The sequence below is a fragment of the Manganibacter manganicus genome (assembly GCF_002075885.1).
In the GTDB taxonomy this organism is placed as follows: Bacteria; Pseudomonadota; Alphaproteobacteria; order Rhizobiales; family Rhizobiaceae; genus Mesorhizobium; species Mesorhizobium manganicum.
Map to the genome: position 1 here is coordinate 46,224 of NZ_MDET01000012.1, position 20,801 is coordinate 67,024.

Annotated in this window: 21 protein-coding genes; 15 read left to right on the forward strand and 6 right to left on the reverse strand. The window is 59.0% G+C overall.

The window, feature by feature from the left end:
* Nucleotides 1-16: 16 nt before the first annotated feature.
* The 8 genes from BFN67_RS09130 (at nt 17) to BFN67_RS09165 (ending at nt 6,136) form a co-directional block, all read left to right on the forward strand.
* Nucleotides 17-817, forward strand: a complete 801-nt coding sequence (locus tag BFN67_RS09130; protein ID WP_080919503.1) for a segregation and condensation protein A — start codon at nt 17-19, stop codon at nt 815-817.
* Nucleotides 814-1,551, forward strand: coding sequence for an SMC-Scp complex subunit ScpB (gene scpB / locus BFN67_RS09135; RefSeq protein WP_080919321.1), 738 nt, complete (start codon nt 814-816; stop codon nt 1,549-1,551). Before BFN67_RS09130 ends, scpB begins: the two co-directional genes overlap by 4 nt.
* 163 nt (nt 1,552-1,714) lie before the next feature.
* Nucleotides 1,715-1,942 (forward strand): twin-arginine translocase TatA/TatE family subunit, encoded by a 228-nt coding sequence (locus BFN67_RS09140; protein WP_080919322.1) that lies wholly within the window; start codon nt 1,715-1,717, stop codon nt 1,940-1,942.
* 134 nt (nt 1,943-2,076) lie between these two features.
* Nucleotides 2,077-2,799 (forward strand): Sec-independent protein translocase protein TatB, encoded by a 723-nt coding sequence (gene tatB, locus BFN67_RS09145; protein WP_080919323.1) that lies wholly within the window; start codon nt 2,077-2,079, stop codon nt 2,797-2,799.
* Nucleotides 2,796-3,680, forward strand: a complete 885-nt coding sequence (gene tatC, locus BFN67_RS09150) for a twin-arginine translocase subunit TatC (protein ID WP_080919324.1) — start codon at nt 2,796-2,798, stop codon at nt 3,678-3,680. Before tatB ends, tatC begins: the two co-directional genes overlap by 4 nt.
* 162 nt (nt 3,681-3,842) lie before the next feature.
* The gene (locus BFN67_RS09155; protein ID WP_080919504.1) at nt 3,843-5,216 is read left to right on the forward strand and encodes a class II 3-deoxy-7-phosphoheptulonate synthase; all 1,374 of its coding nucleotides are present in this window, start codon (nt 3,843-3,845) and stop codon (nt 5,214-5,216) included.
* 72 nt (nt 5,217-5,288) lie between these two features.
* A complete protein-coding gene (locus tag BFN67_RS09160; protein WP_080919325.1) occupies nt 5,289-5,708 on the forward strand; it encodes a GFA family protein in 420 nt (139 codons plus the stop codon).
* 71 nt (nt 5,709-5,779) lie between these two features.
* Nucleotides 5,780-6,136, forward strand: a complete 357-nt coding sequence (locus BFN67_RS09165; protein WP_080919326.1) for a diacylglycerol kinase — start codon at nt 5,780-5,782, stop codon at nt 6,134-6,136.
* Nucleotide 6,137: 1 nt separating this feature from the next.
* On the opposite strand, the gene BFN67_RS09170 is transcribed toward BFN67_RS09165, so the two are convergent.
* A complete protein-coding gene (locus tag BFN67_RS09170; RefSeq protein ID WP_080919327.1) occupies nt 6,138-6,722 on the reverse strand; it encodes a DedA family protein in 585 nt (194 codons plus the stop codon).
* On the reverse strand, nt 6,719-7,288 hold the full coding sequence (locus BFN67_RS09175; protein ID WP_080919505.1) for a DUF1003 domain-containing protein: 570 nt from the start codon (nt 7,286-7,288) through the stop codon (nt 6,719-6,721). The genes BFN67_RS09170 and BFN67_RS09175 overlap by 4 nt, the downstream gene beginning before the upstream one ends.
* A 146-nt stretch (nt 7,289-7,434) precedes the next feature.
* Between BFN67_RS09175 and BFN67_RS09180 the strand changes: the two genes are divergently transcribed.
* From BFN67_RS09180 to gltX, 3 genes are all read left to right on the forward strand, one after another.
* Entirely contained in the window at nt 7,435-9,117 is a 1,683-nt protein-coding gene (locus BFN67_RS09180; protein WP_080919328.1) for an NAD+ synthase, read from the forward strand.
* 293 nt (nt 9,118-9,410) lie between these two features.
* Nucleotides 9,411-9,833 (forward strand): hypothetical protein, encoded by a 423-nt coding sequence (locus tag BFN67_RS09185; RefSeq protein WP_080919506.1) that lies wholly within the window; start codon nt 9,411-9,413, stop codon nt 9,831-9,833.
* A 111-nt stretch (nt 9,834-9,944) separates the two neighbouring features.
* Nucleotides 9,945-11,318 (forward strand): glutamate--tRNA ligase, encoded by a 1,374-nt coding sequence (gene gltX, locus BFN67_RS09190; RefSeq protein ID WP_080919329.1) that lies wholly within the window; start codon nt 9,945-9,947, stop codon nt 11,316-11,318.
* Here the strand turns inward: gltX and BFN67_RS09195 are convergent.
* The 4 genes from BFN67_RS09195 to dgcA all read right to left on the reverse strand — a co-directional run bounded on the left by BFN67_RS09195 (nt 11,236) and on the right by dgcA (nt 16,669).
* Entirely contained in the window at nt 11,236-12,339 is a 1,104-nt protein-coding gene (locus BFN67_RS09195; protein ID WP_080919330.1) for a DUF2865 domain-containing protein, read from the reverse strand. The genes gltX and BFN67_RS09195 overlap by 83 nt on opposite strands.
* A gap of 61 nt (nt 12,340-12,400) precedes the next feature.
* A complete protein-coding gene (locus BFN67_RS09200; protein ID WP_080919331.1) occupies nt 12,401-14,749 on the reverse strand; it encodes an NADP-dependent malic enzyme in 2,349 nt (782 codons plus the stop codon).
* Nucleotides 14,750-14,809: 60 nt separating this feature from the next.
* Nucleotides 14,810-15,589 (reverse strand): SDR family oxidoreductase, encoded by a 780-nt coding sequence (locus tag BFN67_RS09205; RefSeq protein WP_080919507.1) that lies wholly within the window; start codon nt 15,587-15,589, stop codon nt 14,810-14,812.
* Between the two features lie 96 nt (nt 15,590-15,685).
* Entirely contained in the window at nt 15,686-16,669 is a 984-nt protein-coding gene (dgcA, locus tag BFN67_RS09210) for an N-acetyl-D-Glu racemase DgcA (RefSeq protein ID WP_080919332.1), read from the reverse strand.
* A 77-nt stretch (nt 16,670-16,746) separates the two neighbouring features.
* Between dgcA and BFN67_RS09215 the strand changes: the two genes are divergently transcribed.
* The 4 genes from BFN67_RS09215 to BFN67_RS09230 all read left to right on the forward strand — a co-directional run bounded on the left by BFN67_RS09215 (nt 16,747) and on the right by BFN67_RS09230 (nt 20,794).
* Entirely contained in the window at nt 16,747-17,934 is a 1,188-nt protein-coding gene (locus BFN67_RS09215; protein WP_080919333.1) for an ABC transporter permease, read from the forward strand.
* A gap of 3 nt (nt 17,935-17,937) precedes the next feature.
* Complete coding sequence (locus BFN67_RS09220) at nt 17,938-18,747, forward strand: ABC transporter ATP-binding protein (RefSeq protein WP_080919334.1); 810 nt, start codon at nt 17,938-17,940, stop codon at nt 18,745-18,747.
* 8 nt (nt 18,748-18,755) lie between these two features.
* Complete coding sequence (locus tag BFN67_RS09225) at nt 18,756-20,129, forward strand: MlaD family protein (RefSeq protein WP_080919335.1); 1,374 nt, start codon at nt 18,756-18,758, stop codon at nt 20,127-20,129.
* Nucleotides 20,130-20,248: 119 nt separating this feature from the next.
* Nucleotides 20,249-20,794, forward strand: coding sequence for an ABC-type transport auxiliary lipoprotein family protein (locus tag BFN67_RS09230; protein ID WP_080919508.1), 546 nt, complete (start codon nt 20,249-20,251; stop codon nt 20,792-20,794).
* Nucleotides 20,795-20,801: the final 7 nt, after the last annotated feature.

The window sequence follows — 20,801 nt, forward strand, 5'->3', positions numbered from 1 at the left end:
TGAAAAGGCCACCCCGATGGACCGGTTGTGGGCTGGTGGCGACGAGATGCGTCAAACCGGCGATCTGGAATTGGTGGTGGACGTTGCCGGCTTCGAAGGGCCGCTCGATCTCTTGCTGCATCTGGCCCGCAATCAGAAGGTCGATCTGGCGCGCATTTCCATTCAGGCGCTGGCCGAGCAATATCTCGCCTTTGTCGAGCAGGTGAGGGCAATGCGGCTGGAACTGGCCGCCGACTATCTGGTGATGGCCGCATGGCTGGCGTTCCTGAAGTCGAAATTGCTGATCCCCAAGCAACCCGGCGAAGAGGGCGAGAGCGGAGAGGAACTGGCCGCCATCCTGCAATTCCGCTTGCGACGGCTTGAGGCCATGCGCGACGCAGCCGCGCGGTTGGTCAATCGCAACCGGTTGGGGCGTGACGTTTTCCAGCGTGGCGCGCCCGAAATGGTGATCGTCGAAAAGCGCAATGAATATTCGGCGACGCTCTATGACCTTCTGACCGCCTACGCGTCGCAGCGCCAGCGCCAAGCCGTGACCAATGTCGAGATCGCCAAACGTAATGTCTGGTCGCTGAAGCAGGCACGGGACCTTCTGACCAGACTGGTTGGTTCGCTTGACGACTGGACCGAACTGGACCGATTTCTCATCGAATACCTGACCAAGCCTGAAGAACGGCGCGCGGCCCTTGCCAGTTCGTTTGCCGCGACATTGGAAATGGTGCGGGAAGGGTATCTTGAGATGCGCCAGCATGAGGCTTTCGCTCCGCTCTATCTCAGAGGGCGGCAACGGGACAACAAGCCGGTCGGGGCGGCACAATGAAAGACCACGCCTCCATTATTCCATTCAGGACCGAAAGGGCGATTGAGGCCGATGCGCTCAATCAAAATCCGGCAGAGCGTCTGCATCTCGCCGAAGCCGTGCGGATGGCGGAGGCCATCGTCTTTGCCAGCGCCGAACCGGTCAGCGAAAAACAATTGGCTGACCGGTTGCCGGCAGGGGTCGATATCGCCGCGGCCATGGCTGATTTGCAGCAGATCTATGCACGTCGTGGCGTCAACCTGGTGCGGGTAGGAGACGATTGGGCGTTCCGCACAGCCGGCGATCTCGCATTCTTGATGAGCCGCGAGACGGTGCAGCAGAAGAAGTTGTCTCGCGCGGCTTTGGAGGTACTGGCGATCATCGCCTATCATCAACCGGTCACACGCGCGGAGATCGAAGACATACGCGGGGTAGAGACCTCCAGGGGCACGCTCGACACTCTGATGGAGACGGAGTGGGTCAGGATGCGTGGGCGCCGACACACGCCCGGACGCCCCGTAACCTATGGCACGACCGGTCGCTTCCTCGACCATTTTTCGCTGGAGGAAATCCGCGACCTTCCAGGTTTGGACGAATTGAAGGGAGCTGGGCTTCTCTCGGCGCGCATGCCTGCCAATTTCTCGGTTCCTTTGCCTCCGGCGGATCCAGATGAACTAACCGAGGAGGAAGATCCACTGACAGATATCGATCTGGAGGAACTTGGCCTCTTGACGCCGCGCATCACGGACGATTGATATTTGCGCTGACTGTGATCGCTTTTTCAAGCGATCCTGCAATCCCGCCGGTTCACTGGCGTGACATATGGTCAGAGCTGACATTGTCTTGAGTGGTTCTATTTGAATCCCACCCCGAAAACGCTTAGATCAGCGTGAGGGAAAACATTCGAGAGAGAGTTCTATGGGTTCGTTTTCGATCTGGCATTGGTTGATTGTCCTGGTAATCGTTCTGTTGGTCTTTGGCCGCGGCAAGATTCCAGAATTGATGGGCGATATGGCCAAGGGTATCAAGAGCTTCAAGAAGGGTATGGCGGACGACGACGACGATGATATCGTTGACAAGCGCACGGTCGAGCACCGCGCCGATGAAGCCGTCGCCGCGCCCAAGCAAAAGGCCAGTAAAGGCTGAGCTTTCAGTGCGCCTGTCCTGTGATGTGCATCCCACGATGTCCGGAGCGGGTGGGACATTGTGAGGGTGTGCATATGATCGTCCGGAAGGAGTTTTCTCTTTCCGGATCGATGTGCCTATTGGATTAAAGAGCCATGTTTGACGTCGGCTGGACCGAAATGCTGGTGATCGCGGTCGTCATGATCGTGGTTGTCGGACCGAAGGATTTGCCGCAGATGCTGCGCACCATGGGACGCATGGCGGCGAAACTGCGCAATATGGCCGGTGATTTCCAGAAGCAGTTCAACGACGCTCTCAAAGAGGCCGAGTTGGACGATGTAAAGAAATCGGTCGATTCGCTACGTGGCCTCAATCCTATGACCGAGATACGCAAGCAGCTTAATCCGTTCGAAAAGGCGGCGGCGGACGTTCGCGCGGGAATCGAAACGGCGATGGCACCAAAGCCGGCGCCCGATCCTTCAAACCCGCCAGCCACGGAACCTCAGCCGGTCGAACCGCTGAAGAATGGCGCGACGGAAGTGCCAGGCGCGTCGAGTGTTGCCGAACCGAAAGCCATGCCGGCGGCTCCGGTGGTGAAGGCCACCGCAGCGCCCAAATCCGGAAGTGCAAACTCAACTGGAGCGGGACTCGCCAGAGCGGCGAAGACCAAGACTACCAAGGTCGCCTCCGGAACGTCAGCGCCGAAATCTCTTGCCAAGGGCCGCGCTGAAGTGAAATCACCGGTGGAAAAATCGTCGGCAAAAGCCAGGGCTGTGTCAGCGAAGCCGGCCAGCAAGACTGCGCAAACCACCAGGTCGGCAGCGGTCCCCAAGAAGAAGCCGATCACGAAAACCCGTGCGACGAGGGTGGCCAAGTGAGTGTCAGCCAGAGCGAAAAGGACGAAATCGAAAAGTCGTCCGCGCCGCTACTTGAGCATCTCATCGAGCTGCGCCGCCGGTTGATCTGGTCAATCGGTGGATTTTTCGTCGCTTTTCTCGTCTGCTTTTTCTTTGCCAAGCGGTTGTTCAATTTGCTGGTCGTGCCCTTCAAATGGGCTACGCAATGGGCTGGGCTCGATCCGCAAAAAGTTGAACTGATCTATACGGCGCCGCAGGAATTCTTCTTCACGCAGATCAAGCTTGCCATGTTCGGTGGCATGGTCATCGCTTTTCCGCTGATCGCCACGCAAATCTACAAGTTCATTGCACCGGGCCTGTACAAGAATGAAAGAGCAGCTTTCCTGCCTTTCCTTTTGGCTTCGCCAATCCTGTTTCTTATGGGCGCATGCTTGGTCTATTTCTTCTTCACCCCCATGGTGATGTGGTTTTTCCTCGCCATGCAGCAGACCGGGGCAGACGGAAACGTCCAGATTTCGCTGCTGCCGAAGGTTTCGGAATACCTCAGCCTCATCATGACGCTGATCTTCTCCTTCGGCCTCGTTTTCCAGCTTCCGGTGGTAACGAGCCTGATGGTCCGCGTCGGCCTGCTGTCGTCCAAGGCGCTGGCTGACAAGCGCAAATGGGCGATCGTGCTTGCTTTCGTCGTTGCAGCGGTGCTGACGCCTCCTGACCCGATGAGTCAGATCGGCTTGGCGCTCCCGACGATTATTCTCTACGAGATATCGATCTGGACGGCCCGTATGATCGAGCGAAAACGGGGTCAGGAGCAGGGAGCGAGCGAAACGGCTGAGACAAATGCCAAGACGCCGGAGAGCGAACCTCCGACAGATGGTTCCTCAAGCCCGCCTGCAGCTTCGTAGCGATTTGCCGACTGCAAATCGGACAAATTGCGGACTGGCTTCAAAATCGGCCTTCATGTATGGAGCCGCACATCCCATATCGGGAGGACTGGCTGTAAACTCAGCTAACGGAAAAGAATTGGCGTGCGATGGCGCTCGCCAGGAAGTGTATTGGGTGCGACGATGACGAAATGGTCCCCGACCTCATGGAGAGCGAAACCGATCATGCAGGTTCCGGCTTATCCGGACCAGCAGATTCTGGAAAATGTCGAGGCACAACTCGCCAGCTTTCCGCCTCTGGTTTTCGCAGGTGAGGCACGCAAGCTGAAAAAGCAGCTTGCAAGCGTGGCTGCCGGTGACGCATTTCTTCTCCAGGGTGGCGATTGCGCGGAAAGCTTCGCGGAACATGGCGCGGACAATATCCGCGACTTCTTTCGTGTCTTCCTGCAGATGTCCGTGGTGCTGACCTTCGCCGGTTCGCAGCCGGTCGTGAAGGTCGGGCGCGTGGCGGGTCAGTTCGCCAAGCCGCGCTCGTCCGACAATGAGACTAAGGGCGATATGACGCTGCCGAGCTATCGCGGCGATATCATCAACGGCATCGATTTCGACGAAGCGTCACGCGTTCCCGATCCGCAGCGCCAGGTTATGGCCTATCGTCAGTCGGCGGCGACGCTCAATCTGCTGCGCGCCTTCGCGCAGGGCGGTTATGCCAGCCTGGAAAACGTGCATAGCTGGATGCTGGGCTTCGTCTCCGATAGTCCACAGGCGGAGAAATACGAATCTCTGGCTCAGCGCATCACCGAAACGATGGACTTCATGAAGGCCGTCGGCATTACCTCGGAAAGCAATTTTGCGCTGCGCGAGACCGATTTCTACACCAGTCACGAGGCGCTTCTGCTCGGTTACGAGCAGGCGTTGACCCGTGTCGATTCAACTAGCGGTGAATGGTACGCTACCTCCGGCCATATGATCTGGATCGGCGACCGTACGCGTCAGCCCGATCATGCGCATGTGGAATATTGCCGTGGCATCAAGAATCCACTCGGCTTGAAATGCGGGCCATCGCTGACGCCTGACGGGCTTTTGGAGTTGATCGATCTGCTCAATCCCGAAAATGAACCGGGTCGCTTGACGCTGATCGCACGCTTCGGTGCCGACAAGGTGGGCGATCACCTGCCAAAGCTGGCGCGCGCCGTGAAAAAGGCGGGCCGTTCCGTGGTCTGGTCCTGCGACCCGATGCATGGCAACACCATAACCGCCGCCGGTTACAAGACGCGGCCGTTCGACCGCATCCTCAAGGAAGTGCAGACTTTCTTCGAGGTGCATCGTGCCGAAGGCACGCATCCGGGCGGTATTCATATCGAGATGACTGGCAAGAACGTTACCGAATGTACCGGCGGCGCGCGTGCCATTCGCGATGAGGATCTGCACGATCGCTACCACACCCATTGCGATCCGCGGCTCAATGCCGATCAGGCTATCGAACTGGCATTCCTGGTCTCGGATCTTTTGAAGAAGAATCATCCGCTGCATGAAAAAAAGGCGGTGAACGGCTGACAGGAGATAACCGCGCAACCGCAAAGGGATACCGGTCATGCTCCAATCAAGCATATCCAAAGGGGCGGCACGATGAATGCGTCTCACGCCGGTTCGTGCCTATGTGGCTCTGTGCGTATCATGGCGCACGGTCGGTTGCGGGATGTTGTCTATTGTCATTGTTCGCAATGCCGCAAGCAGAGTGGCCACTATTATGCAGCAACCAATGTGGCGAACGAGGATTTGCGCGTCGAAGGCGAGGACAACATCACCTGGTATCGATCGTCGGATTTCGCACAGCGTGGCTTTTGCAAGACCTGTGGATCGGCATTGTTTTGGAAGCCGCAGGAAGGTGATTATACCTCGGTTCTGGCTGGCCTGTTTGATACGCCGACCGGTCTGCAAGGCGGTTGCCACATCTTTGTTTCCGACAAGGGCGATTATTACGATATCGGGGACCGGCTTCCCCGGTTTGAACGCTCCACGCCGTCTATCAAGGTTGCGGACGATTGAAGGACGCGAGATAAGCGCGTCACAATCGAGGGGGGTGGTTTTTGTCGCCTCTCTCCAGTGGAGAGCAACGGATGAAGCGGCTGATCGACGCGTTTTATAACTCGGTTCGAGCCTTTCGCAGGCTGGCCGGCAGCGAGGCGGCATTTCAGCAAGAACTTATCCTTCTGTTGATTGCTCTTCCCGTTGGTTGGCTGCTGTCGGCCACCTGGTCGGGCTATGCCTTACTGCTCGGCTCGCTGCTTGTCCTCATATTGGTGGAAGTGCTGAATACTGGTATCGAAGCGGCCTGTAACGCGGTCAGTCGCGAGTTCAGCGCCGATATCCAGTTTGCAAAGGACTGTGGCTCTCTGGCGGTGCTCATCGCGGTCGTTATGGCGGCGGGTGTTTGGCTTCTCGCTTTTGTCGAGCGCATGGCTGGCGCGATCTGATCTAGTGATTGCTTTTCTCCCGGCCTGCTATGCAGTGCGCGACGAGAGCCGCCAAGACGACGACAACAACACCGATACCGAGCGCGATCAGCAGTCGCTCATGATGAACAAGAGCCCGGCCGATAATGTGTTCGGCGCCGAGGCCGAAAATATAGCCAACGCTTGAGAACAGTGCTGACCAGACGATGGATGAGGCGGCATTGAGAGCAATGAAGCGGGGTACGGCAATGCCCGAAAGCCCTGCTGCGATGCCGCCAACAAGACGCATGCCGTACAGGTAGCGATTGCCGAGGACGAACAGATTGGGATGAGCGTGGACCAAGCGATAGGCATGATTGAAGCCGGGCCTTTGGCTCAGCTGTTTCACATACGGATGCTCGGCAAAACTGCGGCCAAGGATAAAGAACGCGGTGTCACCCAGGAACGCGCCAAGGAAAGCCGCGATAAAGGTTTGCCACAGAACGAAAACCTGCTGATGGGCGAAGAAGCCCCCGAGGATTGCGGCACTTTCACCTTCAGCAAGGCAACCAAGGAAGACCGCGACCAGTCCATATCGTTCGATGAGATGATGGATGATCTCGGTCACGGAACGGCTTTCGTTTCCGGTATGGGTAGCCGCTTGGCAATGTCTTCCAGATGTTGGGCAATACGAGCTATGTCGTCTCGCATCCCGATGAGTTCACTGTGGCGCAACTCGTCCAGCTTGTCGTGCAACGCCATAATTTCGATTTCGGCCTTCAGATTGACCTCGTAATCGTGAGCCGCATCGATACGATCGTGCGTGGCTTGCCGGTTCTGGGACATCATAATGATTGGAGCCTGTAGAGCTGCCAGCATCGAGAGGACAAGATTGAGAAATATGAAAGGGTACGGGTCGAAAGAGTCACGCCCCAACAACAAGGCGTTGGCGATGGTCCACACAGCTAAAAAGCCGAGGAAGCCCAGGATGAACGACCACGAGCCACCAAAGCGGGCGATGCCGTCAGCTGTCCGATCGCCGAAGGTTTGCTGGGTCTCGTAGGTCTTGTTTGTGTTCTTGGCGACGATCTTGTGTTCGAGCGTACTTTGCAGCACACGATGCTCAAGCGCGCTTAGCGCTGCCGGCGTGCGCTTCAACCAGCGCCGTGCCATGTCCTCGACGGTCTTGTTCATGGTCGACTCCATTTGACAACCTCCGCCGAATGTAGAGCCAGCCGCAGGAGACCGGAAGTGTTACATTGCAGCCAATCGACGAGGAACGAATGGTGGCACAAGCCAACGCCATTGCCGGTATCGCCGCCTCAGGCTAAACGGCAGGTATGAGCACAAAAGCTAGATCCGATACGTTGCGCATCGCGGTCGCCCAACTCAATCCGACGGTTGGCGATGTTGCTGGCAATCTCGACATGGCTAGGCAGGCGAGAGCGGACGCTGCCCGGCAAGGCGCGGACATCGTGCTCTACACGGAACTTTTCATCGCCGGCTATCCGCCGGAGGACCTTGTTCTCAAGCCGGCTTTTCTCAAAGCCTGCGAACGTGCAGTGGAGGAGTTTGCCAAAGATACTGCCGATGGCGGTCCGGGTGTCATCATCGGCACGCCACTCAAGTGTAAGAGCGGGACACACAATTCGATCATTGTCGCCGATGGCGGCAAGATAATTGCCGAGCGCTTCAAACTCGATCTGCCGAACTATGGCGAATTCGACGAGAAGCGCGTGTTCCAAGCCGGGCCGGACATGCCTGGGCCGGTCAATTTTCGCGGCGTGCGGCTGGGCATTCCGATTTGCGAGGATATATGGGGCGATCTCGGTGTCGCCGAGACGTTAGCAGAGAGCGGCGCCGAAATCCTGCTGGTTCCAAATGGCTCACCCTATTACCGGGGCAAGATCGACCCACGCCAGCAGGTCGTTATAAGACAGGTGATCGAAACCGGGCTGCCCCTCATCTACGCCAATCAACTCGGTGGGCAGGACGAACTCGTCTTCGACGGTGCATCCTTCGCGATTGGTGCCGACAAGGGGCTGGCCTTCCAGATGAGCCAGTTTGAAGAAGCGTTGGCGGTGACCACCTGGAAGCGAGGTCCGGAGGGTTGGCACTGCGTCGAAGGGCCGATGTCGCGGCTGCCGGAGAACAGCGAAGCTGATTACCGCGCCTGCATGCTCGGCCTGCGCGACTACGTCAACAAGAACGGATTCGAGAATATTGTGCTCGGCCTTTCCGGCGGCATCGATTCCGCGATCTGCGCGGCACTTGCCGTTGATGCTCTGGGAGAGGAGCGCGTACGCTGCGTGATGTTGCCGTATCGGTACACATCGAAGAGATCGCTGAAGGACGCCGAGGACTGCGCCCGCGCGCTCGGCTGCCGCTACGACATAATGCCGATTCACGAGCCGGTCGAAGGGTTCTCGCATGCGTTGACGCAGCTTTTCGAGGGCACGCAAGAGGGCGTCACCGAAGAGAATTTGCAGAGCCGTGCCCGCGGCACAATCCTCATGGCTATTTCCAACAAGTTTGGTTCGATGGTCGTCACCACCGGCAACAAATCTGAAATGTCTGTCGGCTATGCCACGCTCTATGGCGACATGAACGGCGGCTTCAATCCGATCAAGGACCTCTACAAAATGCAGGTCTATGCGTTGTCGCGCTGGCGCAACGATCATGTGCCGCCAGGCGCACTCGGGCCTTCGGGTGAGGTGATCCCGCACGACATCATCGAAAAAGCGCCGTCTGCCGAACTGCGAGAGAACCAGACCGATCAGGATTCATTGCCGCCTTACCCCGTACTGGACGATATTCTGGAAAGCCTGGTTGAGAATGAGATGAGCGTGGAGGACATCGTTGCGCGTGGCCATGATCGCGCAACAGTGATGCGAATAGAGAATCTGCTCTACATTGCCGAATACAAGCGCCGGCAGGCTGCGCCCGGCGTGAAGATCACAAAAAAGAACTTCGGCCGTGATCGTCGCTATCCCATCACCAACCGGTTCCGCGACAAGGCGTAGGCGGCTCGTTCGAGCAAGTAGAGGCGGACCACGAAATCAGCTTTGATCCGGCGCATATCGATTTAAATCCGAGCATTTGCACAGCCCCGTGTGCGCCAGATCTGGATGATTTTCCTGGTGGAAGGGGAAGGAGGGGGCCGCATCGCAAGGTGTGGCCCGACTGTTTTGGTGCGGTCGGCGGCTGAAATGAATGCCTGGTCGGGGTATCTTCAATCACTCAATGTGTTAGTGTGTCTCAATATCGTGATCATGAGATCGCGATGACTCGGGAATGCATAAAACAAAGGGAGAACATGATGTCTGTAGGAGAGAAATGGCAAGCTTATCATCCGTCCAAGGGCGTTTGGTTCTGGTCTTGCGTGGCGAGTTGCGTACTGACGATGATTGTCGGGTTTTCCTGGGGAGGTTGGGTCACTGGCGGTTCTGCTACGGAACAAGCTGATCTCGCCGCCAAACAAGCCTCGGCACAATTGGCCGCGAACATCTGCGTTCATCGCTTCTTGAGCGCACCGAATGCAGCGTCGTCGCTGGCGGAATTGAAGAAGACCGATTCCTGGAAACGAGACAGTTTTGTCTCGGACGGCGGTTGGGTGACGTTTGCGAAAATGGAAAAGCCTGTCGCGGGGGCCGCCGATCTGTGCGCTGAAGAACTTGCCAGTGCTGAATTACCGGTGGCGTCGGATATGACAGCGCCACAACAGCAAGCGGTGAATTAGTCGCGCTCGTGCCGTCGTAGGCAGGAATGGCTGGTGGGCGGGATTGCGATGCCGTTTTGACGAGCGGTTGGCTGGCTTGCAAAAGACTGGGGCATCATTTACGCCCCATTCATGACCGTTACAGTCCGTTTCGCTCCATCGCCCACTGGCCGTATTCATATCGGCAATGCCCGCACGGCGTTGTTCAACTGGCTTTTTGCGCAAAAGCACAAGGGCCGCTTCATCCAACGTTTCGACGATACCGACGTTGCGCGCTCTACGCAGGATAATGCCGATTCCATCCTCTACGATCTGCATTGGCTGGGCATCTTTCAGGATGCCACAGAATATCAATCGAAGCGGATCGAGCATTACGATGCTGCCGTCGAGAGATTGAAAGCGGCTGGACTACTCTACGCCTGCTATGAAACGCCTGAGGAACTTGATCTCAGACGAAAAGTGCGGCGTACACGCGGTCTGCCACCCGTTTACGGCCGCGAAGCGCTTGCTCTCACCAGCGAGCAGGTTGCCGAGTTTCAGGCCGACGGCCGACGGCCGCACTGGCGTTTTCTGTTGCCCAATTTTATCAGCAACCCACTTGAACCGCAGCGTACCGAGATCCACTGGAACGATCTGGTGCGCGGTGAGGAAACCGTCGACTTGGCTTCGCTCTCGGATCCGGTTCTGGTGCGTGAGGACGGTAGTTATCTCTACACCTTGCCTTCGGTGGCCGACGACATCGAGATGGGCGTGACTCACATTATCCGTGGCGACGATCATGTCACCAACACCGGCGTGCAGATCGCCTTGTTCAAGGCGCTGGGCGCTGAGGCGCCGATCTTTGGCCATCATAATTTGCTTACCACCGCGTCAGGCGAGGGGCTTTCCAAGCGTAGCGGCGCGCTTTCTATTGGAAGCTTGCGGGAATCCGGCATTGAGCCCATGGCTATAGCTTCTCTGGCAGTTCTGATCGGAACGTCGGAAAATGTAGCCGCAATGCCGTCCTTGGCCGCGTTGGCGGATCGGTTCGATCCTGCTTCTACCTCGAAATCCGCCGCCAAGTTCGACGCTGACGAACTGGTCGTACTGAACCGTGCGCTTCTCCATCATATGCCGTTTTCAGATGCGCGCGATCGCCTTGCCATTCTCGGAGTGACGGGTGAAAGGGCGGAACCCTTCTGGAACGCGGTTCGCGGCAATCTCGACAGGCTTTCGGATGCGCTTGTGTGGTGGCGCATCGTCAACGAAGATCTTGAGAAAAAGCCGAAATTTTCAAAGGAAGACCGCGATTTTCTGCGTGGGGCCTTCGATCTCCTGCCTGAGGATCCCTGGGGCGAACATGTCTGGAAGACGTGGACAGCGGCGATCCGCAAAGCAGGCGACCGTAAAGGCAAGGCGTTGTTCATGCCGTTGCGGCTGGCGCTTACCGGCCTTGAATCGGGGCCGGAACTTGCAGATCTATTGCCGCTTTTGGGTCGGGAAAGAACCTTGGCCCGACGACCCTGATCTTGTGCTTGTCGGAGGCACGTTCGGTTGTCTCAGATCCGGATTGTGGGATTGCGGTTTGCGCAGCAAGGCTTTCGGCCTCGGACTGTGATGGCTCCGTCAGGATTGACGATGAACCAGTGAGGCTTTCAAGAGATGTGGCTGCACGACGGGAAGAAGTGCCGCCGATTATAGAGAAAGGCCGTGCGGCATTGCATCCGCAAGCAGGTGATCGCTCAATGTCTAGGCGTTTATAACGGTAGGCAGTGGATAGCTCGCTATAGGCTCTGCCGGTAGCTGCCGACAGCATATTTGCCGTGTCGCCGTTCATGCCGCGTTGGTAGAATATCTGCATTTCCGTCCCGGGGCAGGCGGACTCGCAATTGGCTTGATCGCGCTGAAAGTCGCCGAGTGTAGCGGCGTTCGACATCGGGAAGAAATAGCCGTCGCAGGTGCGTACGCAAGTAGTTCTGAAGTCGCCCGCACCCCGACCATATGCATTGGGCAGCACGACGATATGACTGCCGTGAATATCGAGAACGGAAGCGGTACCGTTGCGCGCAATGGGATCAGATGAAGCGTCCGCTGAGAGTGCCTTGGCGACGCTCTTTACGCTACCGACTTTGATTGGCTTTTCTCGGCATCCGCGCACTTCCATCTCGGCGCGGATGCGCGAACCCACATGCATTGAACCGCCTTGTGCAAGGGCTTGACGTTTCCGATGCAGCGTATCGAGATTGGTTTCCATGCGCTGAATAGAGGTGTTCAGGATTGCGCATTGGCGAATGTTTCTGGAGAAAAGCGAAAAGCCACAATCGATTTCGCGGGCACGGTCGCGCGTTACCTTGATCTCCATGTTTTGACGATGGATGGCCTTGTCGTATGCCCTGATCGCAGTTGGAGTGGCGGCGCTGCGCGACGCAGCTATAAGTGCGCTCTCCAATTGATGGCAGGTGCGTGTCGCACCATGCGCCGGTGCCATGGTGGCCAGGATGCCCAACAGTGTCGCGGCCAATGCCAGTCGTTTTCCGCTGCCTTTCATCTCGTCAGTCGCCCCGCAAGCCGGAGAGATAGTACGGCGGGCCAGTTAACCGTTTCCTTGCCTATATATCGCTGTTCGCGCCAAGGCTGATCGGAGGAACCGTCGCCTGAGCCCTTTGTGCGGCCTCCACCACCGCCAAGGCCGTCATGTTGACCACGCCGCGCGATGTTACAGATGGCGTGAGGATATGAGCCGGCTTGTCGGTGCCGAGCAGAATAGGCCCGACATGCAGAGCGTCCATCATTGTCTGCACAGTGGTCAAAGTGATGTTTGCCGCATCGAGATTCGGGAACACAAGGAGATTGGCTTCGCCTTCCAGACGAGAATGCGGGAAGACGCGTTGCCGCAAATTCTCAGACAGGGCGGAGTCGGCATGCATCTCGCCGTCGCATTGAAGGTCGGGTGCGATGCGCGCGAGGATTGCTGCGGCCTCGCGCATCTTGCGTGAGGTTTCACCGTCGCGCGAGCCGAAATCGGAATAGGAGAGCAGGGCGGCTTTCGGCTCGATTCCGAAGCGCCTGATTTCCTCAGCCGCCAATACTGTCATCTCAGCGATCTCATCTGCCGTTGGGTTGATCGAGACATGTGTGTCGGTCAGGAAGATAACACCGCGCTGCGAGATCAGCATGGAAAGCGTCGAAAGATCGTGATCCCGCACGCCCTCGCGCGGACCGATGATGAGGGTGACATAGCGCAGATGCCGGTCGAACCGACCCTCCAGCCCGCAAATCATCGCATCGGCCTCGCCGCGTTTCAGGGCGAGTGCTGCGATTACCGTATTGTTGGTGCGCACTAGCGTGCGCGCGGCCTCCTGGGTTATGCCGCGCCGCCCGGCAAGTTCAATCAATAAATCGACGTAATGCCGATAACGTGGATCGTCTTCCGGATTGATGAGCTCGAAATCGGTGCCGGGGCGGATACGCAGGCCATAGCGTTTGAGCCTTACTTCTACGACATGCGGGCGGCCGACCAGTATCGGCTGAGCAATACCGTCTTCCAGAAGCACTTGGGCGGCGCGCAGCACGCGTTCGTCTTCGCCGTCTGCATAGATAACCCGTTTGGAAATGGCTGTTTTTGCAGACGAAAATACCGGCTTCATGACAAGGCCGGATCGGAAGACGAAGCGGTTGAGTTTGTCGATATAGGCGGCCATATCCGCGATCGGACGGGTCGCGACGCCCGTATCACAAGCCGCTTTGGCGACAGCCGGCGCAATGCGCAGGATCAATCTCGGATCGAAAGGCGAAGGGATCAGGAATTCCGGCCCGAAGATCGGGGTTTCACCGGAATAGGCACGGGCGGCGACATCGGAGGGTTCTTCGCGCGCCAGAGCGGCGATGGCGCGCACTGCCGCCATCTTCATCTCCTCGTTGATGGCACTCGCGCCGCAGTCTAGCGCCCCCCGGAATATGTAAGGGAAACACAATACATTGTTGACCTGATTAGGGAAGTCAGACCTGCCGGTGCAGATCATGGCATCCGGCCGAACCGATCGTGCGACTTCCGGCATGACCTCCGGTGTGGGGTTTGCCAGTGCCAGGATCAAAGGCTTTTCCGCCATCAGCGGCAGCAATTCCGGTTTTAGAACCCCGGCGGCCGACAGGCCGAGAAAGACGTCAGTGCCCTCGATGACATCGGCCAATGTACGGGCGTTGGTATCCTTGACGTATGGGTCCTTCCAGCGGTCCATTTCCTCGACGCGGCCCTTATAGGCAACGCCGTGCCGGTCGGTGACCCAGATATTCTCGACCTTGGCGCCGAGAGAGACCAGAAGATTGAGGCAGGCGAGTGCCGCCGCGCCGGCACCCGAGGTGACGATCTTGATGTCCTCGATCTTCTTGCTCGCGAATTCCAGCCCGTTGAGGATAGCTGCCGCCACGATTATCGCCGTTCCGTGCTGATCGTCGTGGAACACCGGAATCTTCATGCGCGCCTTTAATCGTTCTTCGACTTCGAAGCATTCAGGCGCCTTGATGTCCTCCAGATTGATGCCGCCAAAAGTCGGCTCCAGTGCGGAAATGGTGTCCACCATCCGCTCGATTTCGGGTGCGTCGATCTCGATGTCGAACACGTCGATACCGGCGAATTTCTTGAAAAGAACTGCCTTGCCTTCCATTACCGGCTTGGAAGCCAACGGTCCGATGTTGCCGAGGCCGAGCACGGCGGTGCCGTTGGAGATCACCGCGACCAGATTGGCGCGGGCTGTGTAGTCAGCAGCCGTCGCCGGCTCATCCTGAATCGCCAGGCAGGGCGCAGCGACGCCCGGTGAATAGGCGAGCGCCAGATCGCGCTGGTTGCCGAGCGGCTTGGTGGATTGAATCTCCAATTTTCCGGGGATCGGGTATTTGTGGAAGAAGAGAGCGGCGTCCTCGAGGTCGGTGCGTTTGGTTTTGTCGTCGTCACCGACCATGGAATTTCCCCCTTTTGCTGGCCGATTCCTTTTAACATGCGCGCCCGGTATTGCGAGCCATCAGAACGCGCTCACGTAAAGTCCGCCGTCGATGGGGATGTTCTGGCCCGTCATGTAGCCGGCATGAACCGAGCACAGGAACGCGCAGACCTGCCCGAATTCCTCCGGTGAGCCGAGCCTTTTGGCGGGAATATCGGCGGAAATGCGCGCTTTGCGCGCCGCACCCGCCGCCGGATCCTCGATCGTTCCTGCTTCATGCGGGCCACGCAGCCGGTCGGTGTCGAGCTTGCCAGGCAGGAGACTGTTGATCGTCACATTGCGGTCAGCGACCGTGCGCGCCACGCCAGCCAGGAACGAGGTGAGGCCGGCCCGCGCGCCTGAGGAAAGGTCGAGGCCGGGGATCGGCACGTAGACGGACAGCGAAGTAATGTTGACGATACGGCCGAAGCCGCGCGCCGCCATGCCGTCGATGACGGCTTTGACGAGTTCGATCGGCGTCACCATGTTTTGCGTGACACCTTCGAGAATCTTCTCGCGGTCGAGTTCGCGGAAATCGCGGAAGGGGGGGCCGCCATTGTTGTTGACGAGGATGTCCGGCTCCGGGCAGGCGGCGATAAGTGCTTGTTGTATCTCATGTTTCGAGACATCGCCGGCAACTTCCGTCACCGCCACGCCGAAACGCTCACGCAACTCCGCCGCGGTCATTGCCAGCAGTTCGCCGTTGCGTCCATTGACCACCAGATCGCAGCCGGCTTCGGCCAATGCCATGGCACAACCGCGCCCTAATCCTTTGCTGGATGCACATACGATCGCCTTGCGGCCGGCAATACCCAGATCCATCATTGTTCTCCTTGAAAATACTGGAAAATTAGCGCTTGAAGCAGGTCCGGCGCAACCGGTTTGCATTGTTGGGATATTGTTGGCTTTTCGCCTCGCTCAACCCCACAATGTTGCATCGGGCGGCGACACCAGCGAGCCGTGATAGGTGAGGCCGGGTTTGCGGTCGCGCGCAAGCAGCAGCGGGCCGTCGAGATCGACGAAGTCCACGCCCTGCGCCAGAAGCACGGCCGGCGCCATCGCCAGCGACGTGCCGACCATGCAGCCCACCATGATCGAAAAACCCATCTCTGTCGCGCGGTCGCGTAGCCGCAGAGCTTCGGTCAGGCCGCCGGCCTTGTCCAGCTTGATATTGATCGCGTCGTAAAGCCCCGCAAGCGCTGCGAGGTCTTTGGTCTCATGCAGGCTTTCGTCGGCGCAGACCGGCACCGGATGCTTGAAGGTCGCAAGCATCGCGTCCTTTCCGGCCGGCAAGGGTTGTTCGACCAGCGCCACGCCGAGATCCGCCACTTCAGCGAGGTTCTTTGCGACCGTATCGTCACTCCAGCCTTCATTGGCATCGACAATGAGACGGCTGTCCGGTGCCGCCTCCCGCACCGCCCGGATGCGGGCCAGATCATCGCCGCCGCCGCCGATCTTGAGCTTGAGCAGTGGTCGGGCGGCATTCTTGCGGGCTTGCGCCGCCATGGCGCCCGGTTCGTCCAGCGACAGCGTATAGGCCGTCTCCAGCGCCACAGGCGTCAGGCCGAGCCGTTTCGCCACCGATACACCGCTCATCCTGGTTTCGAGCTCCCATAGCGCGCAATCGATCGCATTGCGCGCGGCCCCCGCCGGCATGGCGTCGAGCAGGGCCTCGCGATCCAGCCCCATGGCGAGTTGGCTGCGCAACTGGCCGATTTGTGCCTGCACGCTTTCCATCGTCTCGCCATAGCGCCTGTAGGGTACGCATTCGCCGCGCCCGATGGCATTGCCGTCGCGTATGGTGCATGTCAGCACTTCGGCTTCGGTTTTCGATCCGCGCGAAATGGTGAAGGTGCCGGCAATGGGAAAACGCTCGGCTTCGACAGAAATGACACGCACCATGTTTTTCTACCCCGGTTGGCAGGAGCGGCGGCATCGCCAAATCGACAGAATCGGCCTGCCACGCTAAACAATGCTCCATGTTGACGATCGGCAGACGCGGCACAAGCAGCGCGACCGGTAAAGATGCTGATGACCATTTGCCTCGAGTCGCTGCCAGCGAGGACGGGGACGCCCTGCGCTGTACCTTTTCCGGAAACTGGACGACACGCACCATCGCCGGGGTCGATGGCGAGATGCGCAAGATCGAGCAGGCGGGCTTTCGCGCCCTGACCCTCGATCTTTCGGGCATCGGGAAGATCGATACGGCCGGCGCCTGGCTGATCGAGCGGCTGATCGACGTGGCCGAGAAGAAGGGCGCGGCAGTCGATACCCAGGGGGCAAGCGAAGTGACCTCCATCCTGCTTGGCGCGGTGGGCGATGCCGTCCGGCGTAGCCAGGAGTCGGCATCGGAGCGGCGGCCCAATGTCATCATTCGCTTTCTCGAAGCGATCGGCCGGCGTGTCTATGACATGCGTGACGATTTTCTGGCCGCCATGAACATATTGGGCGCCACCATTCGCGGCGCCCAGATGAAACTCGGCCGCGGCCATGGCGTCAATCCGGCGGCGATCTTCAACCAGATCGATCGCATGGGCGTGGGCGCGATTCCGGTGGTGGTGCTGATGGCCGGCATTGTCGGCGCCATCGTGGCGCAGCAGGGCGCCTACCAGCTTCGCTATTTCGGCGCCGACATCTTCGTGGTCGATCTGGTCGGCGTGCTGGTGCTGCGCGAGCTTGGCGTGCTTTTGACGGCGATCATGATCGCCGGCCGGTCCGGCAGCGCGATCACCGCCGAGATCGGCTCGATGAAAATGCGCGAAGAGGTCGACGCGCTCAAGGTCATCGGCCTCAATCCGATCGGCGTTCTGGTGTTTCCACGCCTTGTCGCGCTGGCCATCGGGCTGCCATGCCTGACCATTTTCGCCAATTTCGCGGCGCTCGGCGGCGGCATGATGGCCGCCTGGCTTTATTCGGACATTCCGCCCGCCGCCTTCATCGACCGGCTGCGCGTGGCGATCGACCTGAGCACCATCTTCGCCGGGCTGATCAAGGCGCCGTTCATGGCCATGATCATCGGCATTATCGCCTCGGTCGAAGGCATGAAGGTCGGCGGCAGCGCTGAATCGCTCGGCCAGCACGTCACCGCCTCGGTGGTGAAATCGATATTCGTGGTCATCGTCCTCGATGGCCTGTTCGCCATATTCTACGCCACGATCAATTTCTGACCCATGACGATGACCGAAACAGCCACCTATAGCGAGAGCGACGAGATCGTGCTGTCGGCGCACGACATCACCGTCGCGTTCGGCGACAAGGTCATCCTCGATCATTTGTCGCTCGAAATCAGGCGAGGCGAAATTCTCGGCTTCGTCGGGGCTTCGGGCGCCGGCAAATCAGTTCTGCTGCGCACCATTCTCGGGCTCAACCGCAAGCAATCCGGCATGATCAGGCTTTTCGGTGTCGATGTCGAGGAGACGAGCGACATTGAGCGCCTGAAGATCGACATGCGGCTCGGCGTCCTGTTCCAGCATGGCGCGCTGTTTTCGGCGCTCACCGTTCTGGAGAATGTGCAGGTGCCGATGCGCGAATATCTCGACCTGCCGAGAAAGCTGATGGATGAACTGGCGCTGCTCAAGATCGAACTTGTCGGCCTGCCGCCCGATGCCGCGCAGAAGTTCCCGTCGGAACTGTCGGGCGGCATGATCAAGCGTGCCGCTCTGGCTAGGGCGCTGGCGCTTGACCCCGATATCGTCTTTCTCGATGAGCCGACCTCCGGCCTCGATCCGATCAGCGCCGCCGAATTCGACGAACTGGTCGTCAAGCTGCGCGATACCATGGATCTGACCGTTTACATGGTCACGCATGATCTCGATTCGCTGTTCACCGCCTGCGACCGCGTCGCGGTGCTCGGCAACAAGAAAGTGCTTGTCGAAGGCACCATCGAGGACATGCTGAAAAGCGAGGAACCGTGGGTAAAGTCATATTTCCGCGGAAAGCGCGCCCGTCAACTTGATCTTGCCTCCCGCGCACAGCCATAAGTAGAGCAATGGAAACCAGAGCCAACTACGTCATTGTCGGCATTTTCACGCTGGTTGCGATCCTGGCGGCATTCGCTTTCGTCTATTGGTCGTCCGCCATCGGCGACCGCGGCGAGACGGTGCTTTTGCGCGTGCGTATTCCGGGCTCCGCGTCCGGCCTGGGGCGCGGCAGTTTCGTCTTGTTCAACGGCGTCAAGGTTGGTGACGTGCGCCGCGTCTATATCGATGTCGACAACCCCACGGTCGCCATCGCCGACACCGAGGTGGACCGGCTGACCCCGATCACCAAATCGACAAAGGCGTTTATCGGCCTGGCGGGCCTGACCGGGCAGGCGAATATCGAGCTCAAGGGCGCAAACCCGCATGAGCCGAAACTGCTCGACGAGGCGGAGATCAACGGGACTGTCGCTGAAATTACAGCCAATCCGTCGGCTGTCACCAATTTGCTGCAAACCGCGCAGGACATTTTTACCCGCGCCGACAAGGTTTTGTCCCAGCTTGAAGGTTTCACCAACGATGTGCGCGGACCGCTGACCCAAACCGTGCAGAATGTCCAGAAATTCTCCGACGCGCTGGCCAGCAACTCGGATGGCATAGATAAATTCTTGAGCAGTGTCAGCGCTTTGGCCGTCGAACTTCAAGGCGTTTCCGGCAAGCTCGACGGTACGCTCAAGGCGGCCGAGGGGCTGCTTAATGCCGTGGACAAGGACAGGGTGAAAGAGATCGTCGCCAATATCGATACGTTCACCGGAAACCTCAAGACGACGAGCGACCAGTTCGACGACGTCATCAAGAACGTCAACACGGCGGTCGGTTCGATCAACGGCTTTGCCGCCAAGACCCAAGGCACGCTCGACAAGGTCAACAGCGTGCTCGACGGTATCGACCCCAAGGATGTGCGTGAAGCGATCGCCAATATCCAGGAAGCCAGCGAGAACGCCAACAAGGCGGCGGCGGACGTTGCCGTGGTGACGCATAAATTCGCCGACCGCGCCGACGACATCGACCAGACCATCCATGACGCACAGCAGCTTGCAGCGCGGTTGAACAATGCTTCGGTGCGGGTGGACGGCATTTTGCTGAAGGTGGACAAGCTGCTCGGCTCCGACCAGGCAGACGGGCTGGTTGCCGATGCCAGGGCGACGCTGAAGTCGTTCAAACAGGTGGCCGACACGCTGAATTCGAAATTGGGCGTCATCACCGACAATCTGGCGCGCTTCTCCGGTCAGGGCTTGCAGAATGTCGAGGCGTTGGTGAAAGACAGCCGCCGTTCGATCGATCGTATCGAGCAGGCCGTCAGTGATTTCCAGCGCAATCCACAGCGCATCTTGTCCGGTGGCGCCGGCGAGGTTCGCCAGTATGACGGGAGGGCACGGCGTTGAGTTTGCTTCCTGAGACAAGTGATGACGGCGGCGATGCCGGGCGGGACCGGCCGGCCATCCGCAGGGCGCTGCTGCGTCGCGCGTCGGCGCCGCTGGCCCTGACGCTGGCCGGTTTCGTCATGGCCGGCTGTGCCGCGCTTGGCGCCGGCCCGCCGCCGCTTGATACGTTCGAGCTTTCAGCGCCTTCCGTAACCGCGCAGCATCACAGCCGGCGCCAGATTCTGATCGCCGAACCTGCCGCGCTCAAGGCGCTTGACGGCCAGAACATCGTCATCAAGCCGTCGCCGGCCTCGATCCAGTATCTGAAGGGCGCGCAATGGGCGGATCGGCTGCCGCTGATCGTGCAGGCGCGATTGGCTGAAACATTCCAGGGCGCCGGCAGTTTCGCCGGTGTCGGCAAGCCGGGCGAAGGGCTGGCCATCGACTATCAGGTCATTACCGAAATTCGTGCCTTCGACATTCGTGTCGATGGCGGCGAGCACGCGCAGGTCGAACTGTTCGTGCGCCTGCTCAACGACCGCAATGGCGAGGTGCGCGCGGCAAGGACATTCAGCGCCCGCGCGCCGGTCAGGGGGGGCGGAAATCAGGCCTATGTGGCGGCGTTGGATCAGGCTTTCGGCACCGTTTCCACCGAGATCGTGCGCTGGACCGATTCGCAGATCTGAGCGGTGA